The sequence below is a fragment of the Streptomyces sp. NPDC008092 genome (assembly GCF_042957285.1).
Taxonomy (GTDB): Bacteria; Actinomycetota; Actinomycetes; order Streptomycetales; family Streptomycetaceae; genus Streptomyces.
Genome location: NZ_JBIBHY010000009.1, coordinates 386,819 through 404,604 on the forward strand (window position 1 = coordinate 386,819; position 17,786 = coordinate 404,604).

The window sequence follows — 17,786 nt, forward strand, 5'->3', positions numbered from 1 at the left end:
AGAGACCAAAGCCCAGCGGTCAGAGTTACGCATGCAGCAGGCAACGACCATTTGATGCTAGCGCACAGCATGGACACGATTCACGCCAGAATTTTTGAGCCACACCTGGAATGCGAGCCCTTCTCCGCTTTATATCCACCGCCAACTGGACAGACCCCGCGTATCGGGATGAGAGGGCCCCGAGCAGCAGGTTCGCGCCAGTCCGGAAACCGCCCACAGTGCTTCAGATCACCTCCGCAGCAAGGCACTTGAGATCTCTGCCGGGCTGGACAAGCCGATCGCACGCAGGGTAGACAAGCAGGGTATGGCCATTCACGGCAGGCGACCCGGAGGTTTCACCGGAACCACTCGACGACAAAGCCGCGACAGGAGGCCCCGAGGCACTCCGCTTTTAACTCGGCCGCAATCCGGGCGCCCCTCCCCCGTCAGACCGGAGCCATCAGCAACTAAATTCAAAATAACCCTTCGTATATTCAACGCGGTAATCACCCGGGGCCATTCACCACCACGACACCGAAGGCCGCCGCGGTCAAACCCCACTTCACTCCGCGCAAAACGGACGTTTGCCGACGGGATTACACGATGGCCGAACAACTCGCTTTCTCCGATACATTGCATGCGTATCTCCGCGAGGTCTCGCTCAGGGAGGATCCGGTACTGACCGCCCTCCGCGAGTTCACCGCGCAGCTGCCCGGGGGTGCCGCGATGCAGGTGTCGCCGGAGGAGGGACAGCTCCTCGCCCTCCTGGTCGGCCTGACCGGCGCGGTCAACGTCCTCGAGATCGGCACCTTCACCGGTTACAGCACGCTGTGCATGGCGCGTGCCCTTCCGTCCGGGGGCCGCCTGACGACCTGCGACATCACCGACCGCTGGCCCGGCATCGCGGTCGACCACTGGCGGAAGGCGGACGTCGAGGACCGCATCGAGCTGCGGATCGGCGACGCCGGCGACACCCTCGACGCGCTGCGCCAGGAGCACGGCGCCGGCCACTTCGACCTGGTCTTCATCGACGCGGACAAGACCGGTTACCTGCACTACTACGAGAAGTCGCTGGAGCTGCTGCGCCCGGGCGGTCTCGTGGTGGTGGACAACACCCTGTTCTTCGGGCGGGTGGTGGATCCGGAGGCCCAGGACGCCGACACCGTCGCGATCCGCGCGTTCAACGCCTTCCTGCGCGAGGACGAGCGGGTCGACGTGTCCCTGCTCCCGATGGCCGACGGCATCACCCTCGCCCGCAAGCGATCCGCCTGACGACGCCCCGCCGCCGCGGCCCGATCCGCGGCGGCGGGACGGCCGTGCGGGGCGTCCCGGCTCCCGCCGGACCCCGGCGGCCGCCTGTCCGTGTACTCGGCCGGTACTCGGCCGCCGAGTACGAGTCATGCCCAGAAAGCAGGAGCGACGATGACGACCGAGCCGATCGCGGTACTCGGTGCCGGTGTGATGGGCGTGGGTATCACCACGCTCCTGGCGGGCCACGGCCTGCCGGTACGGCTGGTGGACAACGACCCCGGGAAACTGACGCGCGCGCCCGGCAGGATCCGTCAGGAACTGCGCATGGCCCAGCTGATGGGCGCCCTGCCCCCGGACCGTGCCCAGGGCGAGGTGAGCCCGCACGGCGAGGTGTCCGCGGTCCGCGGCGCGCGGCTGGTGATCGAGGCGATCACCGAGGACGCCGGCCTGAAGAACGCGGTGCTGTCCGAGGTCTCCGCGCTCGTGCCTCCGGGGACCCCGATCGTCTCCAACACGTCCTCGATCCCCATCGACGAGCTGGCCGACGCCGTACTCCGCCCCGCCGACCTGATCGGCACGCACTTCATGAACCCGCCGGCCCTGATCGGCACCACCGAGGTCATCCGCGGCGTGCGCACCGGTGAGACGGCCCTGGAGGCGGTACGCGGCCTGCTCCACGAGGTCGGCCGCAGGCCCGTGGTGGTCCGCGACGCACCCGGCTTCGTCACCAGCCGTCTGCTGCACCCGATGATCAACGACGCGGCACGGGTGGTCCAGCAGGGCACGGCGTCCGCCGAGGACGTCGACGCGCTGATGCAGGGCTGCCTGGGCCACCCCACCGGACCGCTGCGCACGGCGGACCTCATCGGCATCGACAACCTCGTCGACTCCCTGTGGGTGCTGCTCAAGCGCACCGGCGACGAGGGCTGCCGCCCCTGCGACCTGCTCCTGCAGAAGGTCGCCGACGGCCACCACGGCCGGAAGACCGGACGCGGTTTCTACGAGTACGAGGAGAGCACGACATGACCGTCCCGACAGACCGGCCCGCGGACGTCCAGGCGGCCGTCCTGGCCTTCGTCGAGGCCAGGACCAAGACGAGCTGGGACCCCGGCGCCGACATCTTCGCGACCGGTGGGCTCTCCTCACTGTTCGCCATGGAGCTGGTGGTCCACCTGGAGAAGACGTTCGGCATCTCCATCGGCGGCGCCGACATGCGCCTGGAGAACTTCCGCACGGTCGACTCGATGGTCCTGCTCGTCACCCGGCTGGGCGGGAACACCCGTGCCTGACCAGCTGGCCGCCGAGGTCACCGAGCTGGTGGGTGACCGGGCCGGCCACTGGGACCGGACCGGGCTGATCCCGCACGAGTTGCTGCGGAAGATGTCCGCACGCGGCATGCTCTGCGCCCAGGTCCCGCAGGAGTACGGCGGTCTCGGCCTGAACAGCGCCCGCGGCGGCGAGTTCACCGCGCACGTCGGGAGCCTGTGCAGCTCGCTGCGGAGCGTGATGACCTCCCAGGGCATGGCCGCCTGGGCCGTCCAGCGCCTCGGTGACGCCCGGCAGCAGACCGAACTCCTGAGCGGCCTGGTCGGAGGCCGGCTGGCGGCCGTCGGCTTCAGCGAGGCCGGGGCGGGCAGCGACGTCTCCGCCATGACCACCACCGTCCGCCCCGACGGGGACGACGTGGTGGTGAACGGCACCAAGGTGTGGATCACCGCCGCCCACTACGCCGACGAACTGGTGGTCTTCGGACGGTACGGCGACGGCGGCGCGGCCGTCGTGATCCCCGCGGACACTCCCGGCGTCACCGTCGAGCGGGTTCCCGATCCGCTCGGCTGCCGGGCCGCCGGACACTCCACGATCCGCCTCGCGGACGTCCGGGTACCGGCACACCGGCTGCTGGGCGGGGCGGGAATGCCGCTCCCGATGCTGGTCACGCTGGTCCTGGCGTACGGGCGGATGTCCGTGGGCTGGGGCTGCGTCGGCATCCTCCGGGCCTGCCTGGCCGCGGCAGGCGCGCATGCCCGCTCCCGCCGGCAGTTCGGCAAGCCCCTCGGCGAACACCAGCTGGTCGGCCGGCACCTCGCCGAGCTGCTGGTCTCGGAACAGACCGCCACTCGGGCGTGCGAGCACGCGAGCGCCCTCTGGGACGCGAACGCCACCGACGCGGTCACCGCCGTCGTCCTGGCCAAGCATGTCGGTGCCACCCAGGCGGCACGCGGGGCCGCCGCGGCGGTGCAGGTCCTGGCATCCGCAGGCGCGGACAACAGCGGCCTGGTCGCCCGGGCCTACCGGGACGCCAAGCTGATGGAGATCATCGAGGGCAGCAGCGAGCTGTGCCAGGTCATGCTGGCCGAGCACGTGCTGTCGCACTCGTAGAGACGTCGGACTCACGAAGGAGACGGCCCATGGCCGAGCGGCCGACGACGGTGAAGTGCCTCGTCTGGGATCTCGACAACACACTGTGGCAGGGCATCCTGCCGGACGGGGACGACGTCCGGATCACGGACGCGGTCAGGCACGTCGTCGCCGAGCTGGACCGGCGGGGCATCCTGCAGGCGGTGTCCAGCAAGAACGACCACGACCTCGCGTGGCAGCGGCTGGAGCAACTGGGCGTGGCCGACTACTTCGTCCTCCCGCACATCGGCTGGGGACCGAAGTCGGACTCGGTCCGGTCCATCGCCGAACGGCTCAACTTCGCGCACGGCACGGTGGCGTTCATCGACGACACACCGACCGAGCGCGCCGAGGTGTCGTACCACCTGCCGGAGGTGCGCTGCTACGACGCCGGGCAGGTGACGGACCTGCTGAGCCTGCCGGAGTTCAGTCCGGCCACCGTCACGGTGGACTCCGGGCGGCGCCGTGAGATGTACCAGGCCGGTTTCCGCCGGGACGCCGAGCGCGAGGAGTACAAGGGAGCGGACGAGGACTTCCTGCGCTCGCTCGGTCTGTGGATGTCGATCAGCAGGGCGACCGACGACGAACTGAGCCGCGTCGAGGAACTGACCCTGCGCACGAGTCAGATGAACGCGACCGGCGTGCACTACGACGACGCCGCGCTGCGCCGGCTGATGGCCGACCCCGAGCACGAGGTGCTGGTCGTCACCATGGGCGACCGGTTCGGGCCGCACGGCGCGGTGGGCCTGGTCCTGCTGCGCCGGCTGTCCGGGGCATGGCACCTCAGGCTGCTGGCGACGTCGTGCCGCGTGGTGTCCTTCGGTGCCGGCTCGGTCGTCCTCAACTGGCTCATCGACCAGGCCGCCGCGGCCGGAGTCCATCTGAACGCCGACTTCCGGGGCACCGCCCGCAACCGCATGATGGAGATCGCCTACCGGTTCGCCGGCTTCGGCGACCAGCCCTGCGGATGTCTCGACGGACAGGAGTCACCGGCCGACGCCGACGCGGCCGTCGAGGTCCAGCGCCTGCACCTGGTCCCCGCGCCACGCCCCGGCCCGGCCACCATGTCGCTCGACGCGCCCGACCTCGCCAAGGGGGTTTCCCGGTAGGACCGCTGCTCCTGAACCGCTCCCGACCCGGCCGGATGTCCGGCTCGCTCGTCGACCCGGTCCCGCGCCCGGAGGCAAGCCGCCCGTCAGCAGCGCTGCGGGGCGGCACAGGCGCGCAGGGTGTCCAGTTTCCGCGCGTCGGCGGAGTCGGCCCCGGCGGTGCAGGTGACGATCCTGAGGTCGGTGCCGGCGGCGGTCAGGATGTCGAGGTCGAGGACGATGTCACCTGGGGATCGCCGACCGTGGCGGACCACATCCCGTTCCAGCCGACGATGGTCCAGTCGGCGGCGAAGACCGCGGTGGGGATGTCTCCCAGCCGGCCCACCAGCCGCTGCACCCGCGCGGGCACCTGCCGGGACACGTTCCCCGTGGCGGGCGGTGCGAGTCGGGCGCAGCGGAACAGATGGTCACGCTCGGACGGGTCCAGGCGCAGCGCCCTGGCCAGGGCGGCGACCACCTGGGCCGAGGGATGCCGGGCACGGCCCTGTTCCAGCCGGACCACGTAGTCGGCCGACTGACCGGCCAGCCGGGCGAGTTGCTCACGGCGCAGCCCGGGGATGCGCCGGATCTCGCCCGTCTCCAGCCCGACGTCCTGCGGTGACACCCGCTCACGCCGGCCCCGCAGCGCGATGCCGAAGTGGTTCGTCGGTTCCATGCAGATCATCGTCGGCCAACTGCCGTGACCCGCAGGGTGGTTCGGCTGCCGCACAACGGACTCTTCACTTCCCGGCGGGCAGCGGCAGGGAGGTTTTCATGCCGTCGAAGACGGCGCGGAGTCGCGGGCGGTCAGCGCGGCGGCCCGACGATGATCTGGCCGTACATGTCCGCGGCTTCGGCCATCAGCTCCCGTGCGATCTCGAAGCCCTCGGGGCGCGGGGTGGCCAGGTCGCGTCCGGCGTGCCGGAACATGCCCTCGATGCCGCCGGGGGTGCAGATCATCAGCAGGTCGGCCGTGTCGGACGTGATGCGGTAGCCGTGCGGGACGTTCCGGGGCAGGAAGACTATGCCGCCCTCCGACAGTTCCATCTCCTGGTCGTCGCACCACAGCAGCGCACTGCCCTTGATCAGCATGAAGACCTCGTCCTCACGGGTGTGCGTGTGGTACGGCGGCGCCTCGCCCCTGCTGACGGAGAACCGTCCGACGGTCAGCTGTCCGGCGGTGGCCGCGCTGTCCAGGAGCACGGCGAATTCGCCGCCGTCGAGCCATTCGAGGCGCTGCTGCTGGTCGGGCTGGGCGAGGTAGGCCATGGTCATGCCGGTGTCCGTTCTGAGCGGCCGGAGGACTCGACAGGTGCCGTGCCCGGTGACGAACTCCGCGGGCCCCGGCCCCGGTTCGCCTGCTCGATCATCCGCCGGGCGATCGGCCTGCCGCCAGTCGCGAGGGTAGGAACAGCGGTACCAGTCCAGGGCACGGGCCATGGCGCCACCGGTCCCCCTGCCCCAGGAGAGCCTCCGTCCCGGGCAGGGGCCGCCGCCCTCCGGGCCGTCATGCGCACCGGGGCCTACGGCAGGCGCCAGTCCACCGCCGGTGCCCCCTGCTGGACCAGCAGGTCGTTGGCCCGGCTGAACGGCCGCGAGCCGAAGAAACCGCGGTCCGCCGACATCGGGGACGGATGGGCGGACTCGATCGCCGGGAGCTCGCCGAGCAGCGGGCGCAGATTCCGCGCGTCACGCCCCCACAGGATGGACACCAGCGGCTTGCCACGCGCCGCGAGCGCCCGGATCGCCTGCTCGGTGACCTCCTCCCAGCCCTTGCCCCGGTGCGCGCCGGGACTGCGCGGCGCCGTCGTCAGCGCCCTGTTGAGCAGCAGCACCCCCTGCTCCGTCCACGGCGTCAGGTCGCCGTTGGAGGGCCTGGGCAGTCCCAGGTCGGAGTTCAGCTCCCGGAAGATGTTCTCCAGACTCCCCGGCAGCGAACGCACCTCGGGCGCCACCGCGAAGCTCAGCCCGATGGCCATGCCCGGCGTGGGATAGGGGTCCTGACCGACGATCAGGACGCGCACGTCGTCGAAGGGCTGCTGGAAGGCGCGCAGGACGTTCGCCCCGGACGGCAGGTAGGTCCGGCCGGCCGCGACTTCGGCCCGGAGGAAGTTCCCCATCGCCGCGATACGTTCGGCCGCAGGTTCAAGAGCCTTCGCCCAGCCTGCTTCGACAAGTTCATACAAGGGTCGTGGTGCCACAGCGCGTCACCCTACTGGCACACACCGGGTTCCACACAGGCGCACCGGACCCCGCGCATGCACGACGCCTCCGGCGCTACCCTTCCTCCTGATCAAGGTCGTCGAACCGGTCCGGTGCCGCGCGCGGCCGGTCACCGCGAAGGAGGGGACCCCACTGCGTCCGCTGGTCAAGCCGCTCCGCCGTCGTCCTCGCACCCTGCCGGGCGACCTGTTCGGCATCAGCGTCGACCGGGGGCCGGACCCCGGTTCGGGTCTGCCGTGAGCGAGGGGGACGGCGGACCCGGGGCCGCGGGATTCGTCGCCGTCGACTCCGGCGGCAGCGGGGTGCGGGCCGTCGTGGGCATGCCGGGCCGCGAGCCGTCGGCGCCCCTGGAGTCCCGGGAACCGGTGCGGACCGGGGCGCAGGGCATCGACCCCGGCCACCTGATGGCCCAACTCCTGCCCATGACAAGGGCATTGGCGGACTCGTACGGACTGGGGCAGGTGACGTCAGCCGTCGTCGGCGCCGCCGGGCTGGCCAGTCTCGGCGACGCGCTGCGGGCCGAGCTGCCGGGCGCGCTCGCCCGCGAACTCGGGGTGCGGACGGTCGTACTGGCCGCCGACGCCGTGACCGCGTACGTCGGCGCCCTGGGCCCGCGCCCCGGCGCGGTGGTCGCCGCCGGGACCGGGCTGATCGCGATCGGCACCGATCTCGGCCGGTGGCGGCGGGCGGACGGCTGGGGGCACCTGCTGGGCGACTGCGGCAGCGGCGCCTGGATCGGCCGGGCCGGGCTGGAGGCGGCGCTGCGCGCCTTCGACGGGCGGGACGGCGGCTCGGCCGCGCTGCGGGCCGGTGCCGAGGACCGCTTCGGCCCGCTGCCCGAGCTGCCGGGACAGCTCTATCCACGCGCCGACCGGCCCGCCGTGCTGGCCTCCTTCGCCCCGTGCGTCGCGGACTGCGCCGGGGCGGGCGACCCGGTCGCCGCCGCGATCCTGCGCGCCGCCGCCCGGCACCTGGCCGAGTCGGCCGCCGCCGTCTGCCCCGCGGAAGGCGAGCCCCTGGTCGCCCTCACCGGCGGCCTGGTCAGGCTGGGCGACCCGCTTCTCGTACCGCTGGCCGAGGAACTGCCGCGGCTGCTCCCGCAGGCGCGGCAGGTGCCGGCGGAGGGCGATCCGCTGTACGGGGCGGTACGCGTCGCGGGTGACCTGGCCACCGGGCGGCTCACTCTGCCGGGTGATGAAAAACTGCTCTCCGTCGTACACATAAAACGTGTACAGAAAAAAGGCTATTGATCCCACTGAGCCACGAAGTGTCCGACAGATGACGGGATCACCTCCGAATCATGCGTAACTCATCAGACAAAACCGGACGGATACCGCTCACCTGCACCCTCCCCGAACAAGGGAGCCCAGATAGCCAGTAACATGCGGCGCCATGAGCTCCCCCACTGGGCCCGCCGGCCTGCCTGTACGAATGCCGCGCCCCCGCCAGCCCGGACGGCACCGCCGCCCCGAGCCGCTGGTGGCTCCCGAGGACGCGCCCGCGCTCGTCCTCGCGGTGCCGGGTACGCCCAGCGCGGCCACGCGCGGCCTCGCCGAGGAGGTCGTGAGCATCGCCCGCTCCGAGCTGCCCGGTCTGGACGCCCGCATCGGGTACCTGGACGGGGAGGACGCGGAGTTCCCCACCCTCCAGTCCGTGCTCGCCCGTGCCGCCGAGGAGCGCACCGCCCGCTACGAGCAGGCCGTCGCCGCCGGCGTCGAGGGGATCAAGGCCCCGGACGGCCCGGTCGCCGTCGTCGTACCGCTGCTGGCAGGTCCGGACAGCGCGCTGCTGCGCCAGGTCCGCCACGCGGTCATGGAGAGCCGGGTCGCCGCCGACCTGACCGACGTCCTCGGCCCGCACCCGCTGCTCGCCGAGGCGCTGCACGTGCGCCTCTCGGAGGCGGGGCTGGCCCGTGCCGACCGTGCCAGGCTGTTCACCGTGGCGACGGCGGCGGACGGCATCGTCCTCGCGTCCGTGGGCGGCGACGAGGCCGTGCAGGCCGCCGGGATCACCGGCATGCTGCTCGCCGCGCGGCTGGCCGTGCCGGTGATGGCCGCGGCGCTGGACCAGGAGGGTTCGATCGCCTCCGTCGCCGAGCAGCTGCGGGGTTCGGGCTCGCAGCAGCTGGCGCTGGCGCCGTACCTGATAGGGCCGGAGATCGACGCGGCGCTGCTGGCCGCGGCCGCGGAGGAGGCCGGTTGCGCCACCGCCGAGCCGCTGGGAGCGTACCCGGCGATCGGGAAGCTGGCGCTGGCCAAGTACACGACGGCGCTTGGGATCGCTCCGCAGCAGCCGCAGGGTGCGCCGGTGCGTTGATGCGCTTCGCGCGTCGGCCGACATGAGGTGAGGGCCCGTTCCTTGAGGGGAGCGGGTCCCTTTTCTTGCCGGGGGATGCGGTCGGTGTCCGGCTGCGGGGAGGCGGGGGCCGGCCGCGCGGTGCCCCCCGCCCCTTGCGGGGCGCTGAAGACGGGGCGCTGAAGACGGGGCCGCCTCAGTCGAAGACGATGCAGGAAGGTGCCGGGATCTCCACCGAGCCGTCGTAGCGGGGCTGGCCCGTCCGCCGGTCGAGGGTGAACCACGTGATGTTGCCGGAGCGCTCGTTGGCGGCGTAGAGGAAGCCGCCCGACTCGGTGATCGCCCGCGGCCAGTGGCCCCCGCAGGGGACCGTGGCCGTCAGGTGCAGCTGGTCCCCGTCGACCGTGAACGTGGTCAGGACGTCCTCGCCCCTGGTGGCCGTCCAGACGAAACGGCCGTCGGGCGAGACGGCGATGCCGGACGGGTAGGCGTCGCCGGCCGGGGCACCGGGCAGGACCGGGGTCTCGGTGAGCGGTTTGAGGATGCCGGAGCCGGCGTCCCAGCGGCAGACGGTCACGGTCGGGGTGAGTTCGTTGACGACGTAGGCGTACCGCCCGCCCGGGTGGAAGGCCAGGTGGCGGGGGCCGGAGCCGGGGCGCAGGGCGAACTCCCGGTGCAGGGCGGGGGTGCCCTCGTCCAGGGTGCAGACGCGGACCGAGTCGGTGCCCAGGTCCACGCTGACCGCCCAGTGGCCGCTGGGGTCGGGCTGCACCTGGTGGGCGTGCGGGCCGCGCTGGCGCCGTTCGTGCGGCCCCGAGCCGGTGTGCTGGAGCAGCCCGGAGGGGGCGGGGGCGAGGGTGCCGTCGGGGCGGACGGGGACGGCGGTGACGCTGCCGGAGCCGTAGTTGGCGGTCAGGACATGGCCGTCGAAGACGCTGAGGTGGGTGGGCCCGCTGGCGTCGACCGGGACCGGCGGCCCGGCGAGGCGCGGCTTGTCGTCGTGGACGTGGTACGCGGCCACCGCGCCGTCGGCGGTCTCGCTGACCGCGTACAGGGTGCGCCCGCCGGGCGCCAGCGCCAGATACGACGGGTCGGGGACACCGTCGACGCTCTCCAGGAGGGCCAGGGCGCCGCTGTCCGGACGGACCGCCGCCGTGACGACCCCCGGGCCGCCCGCGGCCGTGAACGACCCGATGAACGCCCTCCGCCGCCTGTCGCCGTCTGCCACCGCTGTCCCCTATCGCTGCGAGCCACCACGAGCCGGTACGAGCCGGTGCGAGTCCGTACGAGCCCGCCCGGGGCCGACGGTAGCAGCTTGCGGTCTAGACCAGGGCGTGCGGGGCGGCGCGTCTCAGGCGCCGACCAGGGGTGAGCCCGAGGGGGTGCGCAGCGGCTCGGCGAGTTCGGACAGGGCGCGCTCCAGGCCGTGCAGATGGGCGAGGGCGGGTTCGGCGGGCGGCTCGGTGGGAGCGGTGATGTGTTCGGAGCCCCTGGTGAGCGCCTCGACGGCGGCCTCGACGCGCCAGCAGGCCGCGGCCAGCCGGGCGTCGTGCGAGGCCTCCGGGTCGGCGGCGACCGCGGCCAGGCCCCGGATCTCGCGGGCGCAGTCGTCCAGCAGGGCGAGGACGCGGCGGGCGCGGCGCTTGCGGCCGCGCATCGGGTTGAGCGGGTGCACGAGCGGCGCGACCGAGAGCCGTACCCGGGCGAGGAGCTGCTCCAGTTCGGCCACCCGGGGTGCCGGGTCGGCGGTGGCGGAGCCGGCCAGCCGGGCGGCGGCCTCGGCCGTGCCGGCGTGCACGCAGCGCAGGGCGCGCCGGATCCAGGCGTCGGTGGTGAGGTGGGTGGTGACCGGCAGCACGAACAGCACGGCGAGTACGGCACCGAGGGCGCCCACCGCGGTCTCGGCCAGCCGCAGCGCCAGCAGGCCGGGGGTGAGGACGCCGAGGAGGCCGTAGAGCAGTCCGGCGAGGAAGGTCACCCAGAGCATCATCCAGGTGTAGGAGACGGCGGCCGTGTAGAAGATGCCGAAGACGGCGACGGCGACCAGGGCGGCGGTGGGGACCGGGGCGCCGTGCACCGGGGCGGCGACCAGCAGGCCGAGCGCGATGCCGATGAGGGTGCCGAGGACCCGGCGGAAGCCGCGCACCAGGGTCTCGCCGCGCGAAGCGGTGTTCACGAAGATCCACCAGGTGGCTCCGACCGCCCAGTACCAGCGCTGGCCGGACACCAGCTGGCCGGCGACCAGCGCGAAACCCGCGCCCGCGGTCGCCTGGACCGCCTGCCGGGTGGTCACCCGGGCCAGGCCGGTGCCGGCGGGCGGAGCGGGAACCGGCGGCGTGGGCAGCCGGCGCTCGTAGCACCAGAGGCCGAACCGGACGGCGGCGGCGCCGAGCACGGAGAGCAGGACGGCGGCGTACAGCTCGGGCAGCTGTCCGGGGGTGGCGTGCAGGAACTGGGCGACGAAGAAGGTCATGAAGGCGAACACGCCCAGGCTGTGGCCGCGCGGCCCCCAGCGGCGCGCGTACACGCCCGCGCCGACCACGGCGAGGAAGACCAGGTCGCGGACGACCGGGAGGTCGTGCAGCTCGGCCGCGGCCGCGAGCACCGGCAGGCCCACGGCGGGCAGCAGCGCGGTGGTGACGGCCTGTCCGCGCACCGTGGTGTCGGCGACGGTGAACAGCGCGAGCAGCGCGGCGAGACCGCCGGTGACGGCGCCGGTGAGGGAGTGCCCGGCCAGTGCGCAGACCACGACGGCGAGGCCGATGCCCAGCACGGCGCGCGCGGCGAACCGCAGCCGCACCCGCCCCGGGTCCGGAGCCACGAACACCCTCTTCAGCACTGCTTCCCCTCCCGCGGACGGCACGGAAAAGGCGCCGCGGGGATCCGCAGCGCCATCGACCCACCCATGAGAGCACCGGAGGGGCAGCTGGCTCAAGTGACGTCGATTCCGCTGTGCCAATGGTCCGATCCGGCGAGACTCCTGATGGCAGCCGAAATGCCAATGGTCCAGGTCGGGCGGGAACTCCGCTGAGCCATTGGTACAGTCGTGGGCCATGACCGTGGACGAGCTCGACACCCGCATCCTGCGGCTGCTGCTGGAGCAGCCGCGCACCAGCGTGCGCGAGTACGCCCGGATCCTCGGGGTCGCCCGGGGCACGCTCCAGGCCCGGCTGGACCGGCTGGAGCGGGACGGTGTGATCACGGGCACCGGTCCCTCCCTCTCCCCCGGCGCACTCGGCCACCCGGTGCTGGCCTTCGTGCACATCGAGGTCACCCAGGGACATCTGGACGACGTGGGGGACGCGCTGGCCGCCGTACCGGAGATCGTGGAGGCGTTCTCGATCACGGGCGGCGGGGATCTGCTGACCCGGGTGGTGGCCCGGGACAACGCGCACCTGGAGGACGTGATCCAGAAGCTGATCAGCCTGCCGGGCGTGGTGCGCACCCGCACCGAGGTGGCGCTGCGCGAGAGGGTTCCGCACCGGCTGCTGCCGCTGGTGGAGTCCGTCGGCCGGGCCGCACGCGGGTAACGGCATCCTGGTCCCATGAGCGATCTCGGCGGCCTCGCGGTCATCTTCGATCTCGACGGAACACTCGTGGACAGCGAGCCGAACTACTACGAGGCGACGCGGCAGCTGCTGGCCGGGCACGGCGTCACGGAGTACACCTGGGCGGAGCACGAGCGCCTCGTGGGCATCAGCACGCTGGAGACGGTGGCCCTGCTGCGCGACCGGCACGGACTGCGGCCCCCGGTGGCGGAGCTGCTCGCGGAGGCGAACCGGTGCTATCTGGAGCTGGCCCGGTCCCGCACGCGCGTGTACCCGGAGATGCGGAAGTTCGTGGAGCTGCTGGCGGCCGAGGGCATCCCGTCCGCGGTGGCCTCCGGCTCCTCTCCGGAGGCGGTCGAGGCGATCCTGGCCGGCACGGGCCTCGGCACGTATCTGCGCACGGCCGTCTCCGCCGACGAGGTGCCGCGCGGCAAACCGGCACCGGACGTCTTCCTGGAGGCGGCCCGCCGCCTCGGCGCCGCACCGGCCGAGTGCGTGGTGCTGGAGGACGCCGCTCCGGGCGTGGCAGCGGCGCACGCCGCCGGGATGCGCTGCATCGCAGTGCCCTATGTGACCGCCCAGGCCGACCGGTTCGGCACGGCCGACCTTCTGCTGCGCGGCGGCCAGGCGGAGTTCACCGCACGCGCGGCCTACGACTGGCTCACGTCGTCCTGAACGGCGGCCGCCCGGCGGCAGACGCCCGGCGACGGACACCCGGCTGTGGACGCCCCTCGGCAGCCGCCCGGGCCGTCACCCGGAAGGACCAGTCCGGCCATCCGTTCGCTCCGCCGGTCGTGCGATGCCCGGAATGCCTGCTTAGCGTGGCCGCATGACCACGACCTGGGCAGACCCGCAGCAACCGGCCACCGACGACCGGCGGTGGAAGGCGCTCGGGGTCTGTCTCGCAGCCGGCTTCATCTCGCTGCTCGACACCTCGATCGTCAACGTGGCGCTGCCCTCGATGGAGCACGGCCTGGGCGCCACGGAGGCCGCCCAGGCCTGGGTCGTCTCCGGGTACGCGCTGGTCTTCGGGCTGGCGCTGGTCCCGGCCGGGCGGCTCGGCGACCTGCGCGGGCGGCGCCAGGCCTTCCTGGTCGGGCTCGCCGTGTTCACGGTGGCCTCGGCGGCCTGCGGGCTCGCGACGAGCCCCGACCGGCTGGTGGTTTTCCGGCTGATCCAGGGCGCGGCCGCGGGCATGGTCGCGCCGCAGACCTCGGCACTGATCCAGCAGATGTTCCACGGCTCCGAACGCGCCAAGGCCTTCGGGCTGCTCGGCAGCGTCATCGGGGTCTCGACGGCGGTCGGCCCGCTGGCGGGCGGAGTGATCATCGACGCCGTGGGCACCGACGACGGCTGGCGGTGGGTGTTCTTCGTCAACCTGCCCATCGGCGTCGCCGCGTTCGCCGCGGGCCTGCGGCTGCTGCCCCGTTTCCCGGCGTCGGCGGACCGGCGGGAGCGGTTCGACCCGCTCGGGGTGCTGCTCCTCGGCTGCGGCGTGCTCGCGCTGATGCTGCCGCTGGTGCAGGAGCAGCAGTGGACCGGACGGGAGAAGTGGGCGCTGCTGCCGCTGGGCGCGGTGCTGCTCGGCCTGTTCTGGGTGTGGGAGCGGCGGCAGGGCCGGCTCGGACAGGCGCCCCTGCTCGATCTGAGCCTGTTCTCGATGCGGTCCTTCACCCTCGGCGCGCTGATCAGCCTGTCGTACTTCGCCGGCTTCACCACGGTCTTCTTCGTCCTCGCCCTGTTCCTGCAGAACGCGGCCGGATACAGCGCGCTGGCGGCCGGGGTGGCGGTGCTGCCGTTCGCGGTCGCCTCGGCCGTCGGCGCGGCCCTGGGCGGCCGGCTGGTGGTGCGCCACGGACGCAAGGTGGTGGTCGTCGGGCTCGCCGGGGTGGCGCTGGGGCTGCTCGGCATCATCGCGGTGGTGCGGCTGGTGCCGCTGGACAGCTTCGGGTGGGCCGCGGCGGTGCCGATGATCGTCGGCGGCCTCGGCTCCGGCATCACGGTCTCCCCCAACACCACGCTCACCCTGACCCGCGTCCCGGTGAAGCGTGCCGGTGCGGCCGGCGGGGTGCTGCAGACCGGCCAGCGCGTCGGCTCGGCGGCCGGGATCGCGGTGGTGGGCTCGGTGTACTTCGCCCACCTGGCGCACCACGGCCCGGCCACCGAGGCGCTTCAGCTGGGCCTGCTCACCTCCGTCGGGTTCATCCTGGTGGCGCTGGGCCTGGCGGTGGCCGATCTGGGAGAGCATGCGAAGGCGCCGCGGACGCAGGAGACACAGGAGATGCCGGAGGCCGAGAGCCTGGCGCCCTGACCATGGCCAAGCAGGTCCGATGCAGCGTCCGAAGGGGCGCTGGGGTACCCCCCGGCCGAAGGCTGGGGGGAACTGCGCGACCAGCCACGACGGCGCCGCAGTGGACAAACGGCAGACGGCAGACGGCAGACGGCGGCGCTTCCGGCGGAGCGCTCACGCGGCCACCGCCTCCACCACCGAGAGCACGGTCGGCGTCGGCACCACCCTCGACAGCTTCAGACCGGCGGACTCGAACAGGGCCGCGAACTCCGCCTCGGTGCGTTCCCGGCCCACCAGGCACGCCATGAGCAGCAGGTCGAGCGCCTTGGCCTGATGGGGTGCGTTGCCCGGCGGGACCACCGCGTCGACGACCAGGACGCGCCCGCCCGGCGCGAGCGCGGCGCGGCAGCGGTCCAGGACGGTGACGCACTGTTCGTCCTCCCAGTCGTGCATGATCCGCTTCAGTACGAGGACGTCGCCCTCCGGTACGGCCGTGAAGAAGTCGCCGGACTCGGTGGACCAGCGTCCGGCGGTCCCGGGCGTGTCCAGCCGGTGTCCGGCCAGCACGTGCGGGCGGTCGTACAGCACGCCGTGCAGACCCTGGTGGCGGTCGAGGACGGCCAGCAGCAGCCCGCCGTGGCCGCCGCCGACGTCGACGACCGTCCCGGTGGGCGGGAGGTCGCAGGCGGCGGCGATGGGCTCGTTCTCGGCGTCGGACATCGCGGCCATGCCGCAGTGGAAGACGTCGGCGGTGTCCTCGTCCTGCCCGAAGTAGTCGAAGAACGGCAGCCCGAAGAGGTGCTCGAACGCGGAGGTCCCCTCGGTCACGCACCGGCTCAGGTCGGCGGTGGGCAGCCACATGCTGCGGTCGGTGTTCATCAGGACGGCGGAACGCGCCGAACAGGGTGCGTCGGTGCGCAGCGCGTCCCCGGCGGCGGTGAGCCGGAAGCGGCCGCCCGCGTCCTCCTCGAAGACACCGCGGGTGGCCAGCAGCCGGAGCACCCGGTGGAGGTTGCGCGGGTCCGTGCCGGTGGCCTCGGCCAGTTCGGCCGGGGTGCGCGGGCCGTGGGCCAGGTGGTCGGCCACGCCCACGACCGCGGCGGCGCGCAGGGCGGCCGGGAACAGGTAGCCGAGCGATTCGTCGACGAGGAACGCGGACGACGCACGGGGGTCGACGAATTCGTCCGGGGCGGCTTGCGGGCTCACGGGCGCCTCCAGCGGTGGATGTCCGGGATGTCCGCAGGCATCGTGACACCGCGCGGGACCGTTATCACGGAACGTGATCGGGGCGCGCGGGAGCAGATCGGGAGCGGGTGTGAGGCAGGGCGGGGCCGGTCCGGCCGCCGCCTACGAGCGACGGCGGGGCTTGCCGCGTTTCGCGGGCTTGGCGGGGTTGGCGGACTTCGCGCCGGTGGCACGCGCGCGTGCGGTGCGGGCGCCCGGCGTCGCCTTGCCCGTGGCGGCCGGCTTCCGCGTCCGTCCGGCCTTCTCCGGTGCGGCCCCCGCCGTCTGCGCCGGCTTCGGGGTCCCCGCTGCCTGGCGGCCGCGGGTGCTGTTGACCGTGCGGCCGCGGACGATGCCGATGAAGTCGTCGACCAGGTCCGTGGTGGCCTCCTCGGGCCAGGACAGGGCGACGGTCGACTCCGGGCCGTCGGTGAGCGGCCGGTAGGTGAGGTCCCGGCGGTGGTACAGGCGGGCCAGGGACTGCGGGACGACCAGGAGGCCGACACCGGCGGCGACCAGCTCGACGGCGTCCTCGGTGGTCGCGGGGCGCTCGAAGGCGGGCTCGCCGGGCGGGGCGTCCCAGTCGAAGACGTCGTCGAGGGGGTGGAAGAGGACCTCGTCGGCGAGGTCGGCGACGGTGACCTCCTCGGCCGCCGTGATCACGTGGTCCTTGGGGACGACGACCACGGTGGTCTCGCTGTAGAGGGGGATCGCGCTGAAGAACGTACGGTCCACCGGAAGCCGCAGGAGACCGGCGTCCGCGTCACCCGCGCGCAGCAGGCCGGGCGCCTCGGCGGCGGGGACCTGGAGGAGGGTGAGGGGGACGCCGGGCAGGCGCTCGTTCCAGATCCGAACCCATTTGGCGGGCGTCACGCCGGGGACGTACGCGAGCCGGAACGACGGTGTTTCCTCCGAGCCTGTCACCAGCCCAGGTTAACGGGCGGCGGACGGCCGCCCGGCACCGGCCGCGCCCGGACCCTCGGCAGCGGGCGCGGAAGCCCCGGCTCCGCCCGGGGGCGGGCTGCCCCGGGGCGGTGCGCGGCCCGCGCCGTCGGCCGTGGTCGGGGCTGCCGCGCCCGGCCGATACCCTTGACCTCATGAGTTCGCACCAGACCGCCCAGACGATGAAGCCCGCGACCGCGGCGAAGAAGCTGGGCGTGTACCTGCCCGCCACGCCCGCCGCCTTCCAGGAGGGCGTCGTCTCGCGCGCCGAGCTGGCCGAACTCCAGAGCAATCCGCCCGAGTGGCTGCGCGAGCTGCAGGCCGACGGGCCGCACCCGCGTCCGGTGGTCGCCGCCAAGCTGGGGGTGTCCATCGCCGGACTGGCGCGCGGCGGGGTGACGGAACCGCTCACCACCGAGCAGATCGAGGAACTCAAGCGCGAACTGCCCGAGTGGCTGGAGAAGGAGCGCGCCACGCAGGCCGAGGTCCGCAAGGAGACCGTGCGGCTGAAGAACCTGAAGCGGGAGCAGGAGTCGGGTCAGGGCTGAG

Annotated in this window: 18 protein-coding genes and 1 pseudogene; 11 read left to right on the top strand and 8 right to left on the bottom strand. The window is 73.1% G+C overall.

Annotated elements, in window-relative coordinates:
* The first annotated feature begins 582 nt into the window (after nucleotides 1–582).
* The 5 genes from ACFZB3_RS29550 to ACFZB3_RS29570 all read left to right on the top strand — a co-directional run bounded on the left by ACFZB3_RS29550 (nucleotide 583) and on the right by ACFZB3_RS29570 (nucleotide 4,736).
* A complete protein-coding gene (locus ACFZB3_RS29550; RefSeq protein ID WP_391380485.1) occupies nucleotides 583–1,251 on the top strand; it encodes a class I SAM-dependent methyltransferase in 669 nt (222 codons plus the stop codon).
* 150 nt (nucleotides 1,252–1,401) lie between these two features.
* Complete coding sequence (locus ACFZB3_RS29555; RefSeq protein ID WP_391380487.1) at nucleotides 1,402–2,256, top strand: 3-hydroxyacyl-CoA dehydrogenase NAD-binding domain-containing protein; 855 nt, start codon at nucleotides 1,402–1,404, stop codon at nucleotides 2,254–2,256.
* On the top strand, nucleotides 2,253–2,519 hold the full coding sequence (locus ACFZB3_RS29560; RefSeq protein ID WP_391380489.1) for a phosphopantetheine-binding protein: 267 nt from the start codon (nucleotides 2,253–2,255) through the stop codon (nucleotides 2,517–2,519). Before ACFZB3_RS29555 ends, ACFZB3_RS29560 begins: the two co-directional genes overlap by 4 nt.
* Complete coding sequence (locus ACFZB3_RS29565) at nucleotides 2,512–3,609, top strand: acyl-CoA dehydrogenase family protein (protein ID WP_391380491.1); 1,098 nt, start codon at nucleotides 2,512–2,514, stop codon at nucleotides 3,607–3,609. Before ACFZB3_RS29560 ends, ACFZB3_RS29565 begins: the two co-directional genes overlap by 8 nt.
* A 29-nt stretch (nucleotides 3,610–3,638) precedes the next feature.
* On the top strand, nucleotides 3,639–4,736 hold the full coding sequence (locus ACFZB3_RS29570; RefSeq protein WP_391380493.1) for an HAD-IIIC family phosphatase: 1,098 nt from the start codon (nucleotides 3,639–3,641) through the stop codon (nucleotides 4,734–4,736).
* 86 nt (nucleotides 4,737–4,822) lie between these two features.
* Here ACFZB3_RS29570 and ACFZB3_RS29575 read toward each other — a convergent pair whose 3' ends face one another.
* From ACFZB3_RS29575 to ACFZB3_RS29590, 4 genes and pseudogenes are all read right to left on the bottom strand, one after another.
* Nucleotides 4,823–4,990 (bottom strand): hypothetical protein, encoded by a 168-nt coding sequence (locus tag ACFZB3_RS29575; RefSeq protein ID WP_391380652.1) that lies wholly within the window; start codon nucleotides 4,988–4,990, stop codon nucleotides 4,823–4,825.
* Nucleotides 4,966–5,391: pseudogene (locus ACFZB3_RS29580) on the bottom strand (helix-turn-helix domain-containing protein); the annotation flags it as partial. The pseudogene ACFZB3_RS29580 and the gene ACFZB3_RS29575, both read right to left, overlap by 25 nt.
* Before the next feature lie 131 nt (nucleotides 5,392–5,522).
* Nucleotides 5,523–5,990, bottom strand: coding sequence for a cupin domain-containing protein (locus ACFZB3_RS29585; protein ID WP_391380495.1), 468 nt, complete (start codon nucleotides 5,988–5,990; stop codon nucleotides 5,523–5,525).
* 248 nt (nucleotides 5,991–6,238) lie between these two features.
* Nucleotides 6,239–6,916: a uracil-DNA glycosylase gene (locus ACFZB3_RS29590; protein ID WP_391380497.1), complete on the bottom strand. Its 678-nt coding sequence runs from the start codon at nucleotides 6,914–6,916 to the stop codon at nucleotides 6,239–6,241.
* Between the two features lie 342 nt (nucleotides 6,917–7,258).
* Here ACFZB3_RS29590 and ACFZB3_RS29595 point away from each other — a divergent pair, with 342 nt between their 5' ends.
* A complete protein-coding gene (locus tag ACFZB3_RS29595; protein ID WP_391380645.1) occupies nucleotides 7,259–8,188 on the top strand; it encodes a BadF/BadG/BcrA/BcrD ATPase family protein in 930 nt (309 codons plus the stop codon).
* Nucleotides 8,189–8,330: 142 nt separating this feature from the next.
* Nucleotides 8,331–9,254, top strand: a complete 924-nt coding sequence (locus ACFZB3_RS29600) for a sirohydrochlorin chelatase (RefSeq protein ID WP_391380499.1) — start codon at nucleotides 8,331–8,333, stop codon at nucleotides 9,252–9,254.
* 175 nt (nucleotides 9,255–9,429) lie between these two features.
* On the opposite strand, the gene ACFZB3_RS29605 is transcribed toward ACFZB3_RS29600, so the two are convergent.
* Nucleotides 9,430–10,461: a beta-propeller fold lactonase family protein gene (locus ACFZB3_RS29605; RefSeq protein ID WP_391380501.1), complete on the bottom strand. Its 1,032-nt coding sequence runs from the start codon at nucleotides 10,459–10,461 to the stop codon at nucleotides 9,430–9,432.
* 123 nt (nucleotides 10,462–10,584) lie between these two features.
* On the bottom strand, nucleotides 10,585–12,072 hold the full coding sequence (locus ACFZB3_RS29610) for an FUSC family protein (protein ID WP_391380503.1): 1,488 nt from the start codon (nucleotides 12,070–12,072) through the stop codon (nucleotides 10,585–10,587).
* Between the two features lie 214 nt (nucleotides 12,073–12,286).
* Here ACFZB3_RS29610 and ACFZB3_RS29615 point away from each other — a divergent pair, with 214 nt between their 5' ends.
* From ACFZB3_RS29615 to ACFZB3_RS29625, 3 genes are all read left to right on the top strand, one after another.
* The gene (locus tag ACFZB3_RS29615; protein WP_391380505.1) at nucleotides 12,287–12,763 is read left to right on the top strand and encodes an Lrp/AsnC ligand binding domain-containing protein; all 477 of its coding nucleotides are present in this window, start codon (nucleotides 12,287–12,289) and stop codon (nucleotides 12,761–12,763) included.
* Nucleotides 12,764–12,778: 15 nt separating this feature from the next.
* Nucleotides 12,779–13,456 (top strand): HAD-IA family hydrolase, encoded by a 678-nt coding sequence (locus ACFZB3_RS29620; protein ID WP_391380507.1) that lies wholly within the window; start codon nucleotides 12,779–12,781, stop codon nucleotides 13,454–13,456.
* Nucleotides 13,457–13,610: 154 nt separating this feature from the next.
* The gene (locus tag ACFZB3_RS29625) at nucleotides 13,611–15,092 is read left to right on the top strand and encodes a DHA2 family efflux MFS transporter permease subunit (RefSeq protein ID WP_391380509.1); all 1,482 of its coding nucleotides are present in this window, start codon (nucleotides 13,611–13,613) and stop codon (nucleotides 15,090–15,092) included.
* A gap of 153 nt (nucleotides 15,093–15,245) precedes the next feature.
* Here ACFZB3_RS29625 and ACFZB3_RS29630 read toward each other — a convergent pair whose 3' ends face one another.
* Entirely contained in the window at nucleotides 15,246–16,277 is a 1,032-nt protein-coding gene (locus ACFZB3_RS29630; protein ID WP_391380511.1) for a methyltransferase, read from the bottom strand.
* A 141-nt stretch (nucleotides 16,278–16,418) separates the two neighbouring features.
* A complete protein-coding gene (locus ACFZB3_RS29635) occupies nucleotides 16,419–17,219 on the bottom strand; it encodes a LysR substrate-binding domain-containing protein (protein WP_391380513.1) in 801 nt (266 codons plus the stop codon).
* Between the two features lie 173 nt (nucleotides 17,220–17,392).
* On the opposite strand from ACFZB3_RS29635, the gene ACFZB3_RS29640 reads away from it, so the two are divergent.
* The gene (locus tag ACFZB3_RS29640; RefSeq protein ID WP_391380515.1) at nucleotides 17,393–17,785 is read left to right on the top strand and encodes a DUF5997 family protein; all 393 of its coding nucleotides are present in this window, start codon (nucleotides 17,393–17,395) and stop codon (nucleotides 17,783–17,785) included.
* The last annotated feature ends 1 nt before the right edge of the window (nucleotide 17,786 follow it).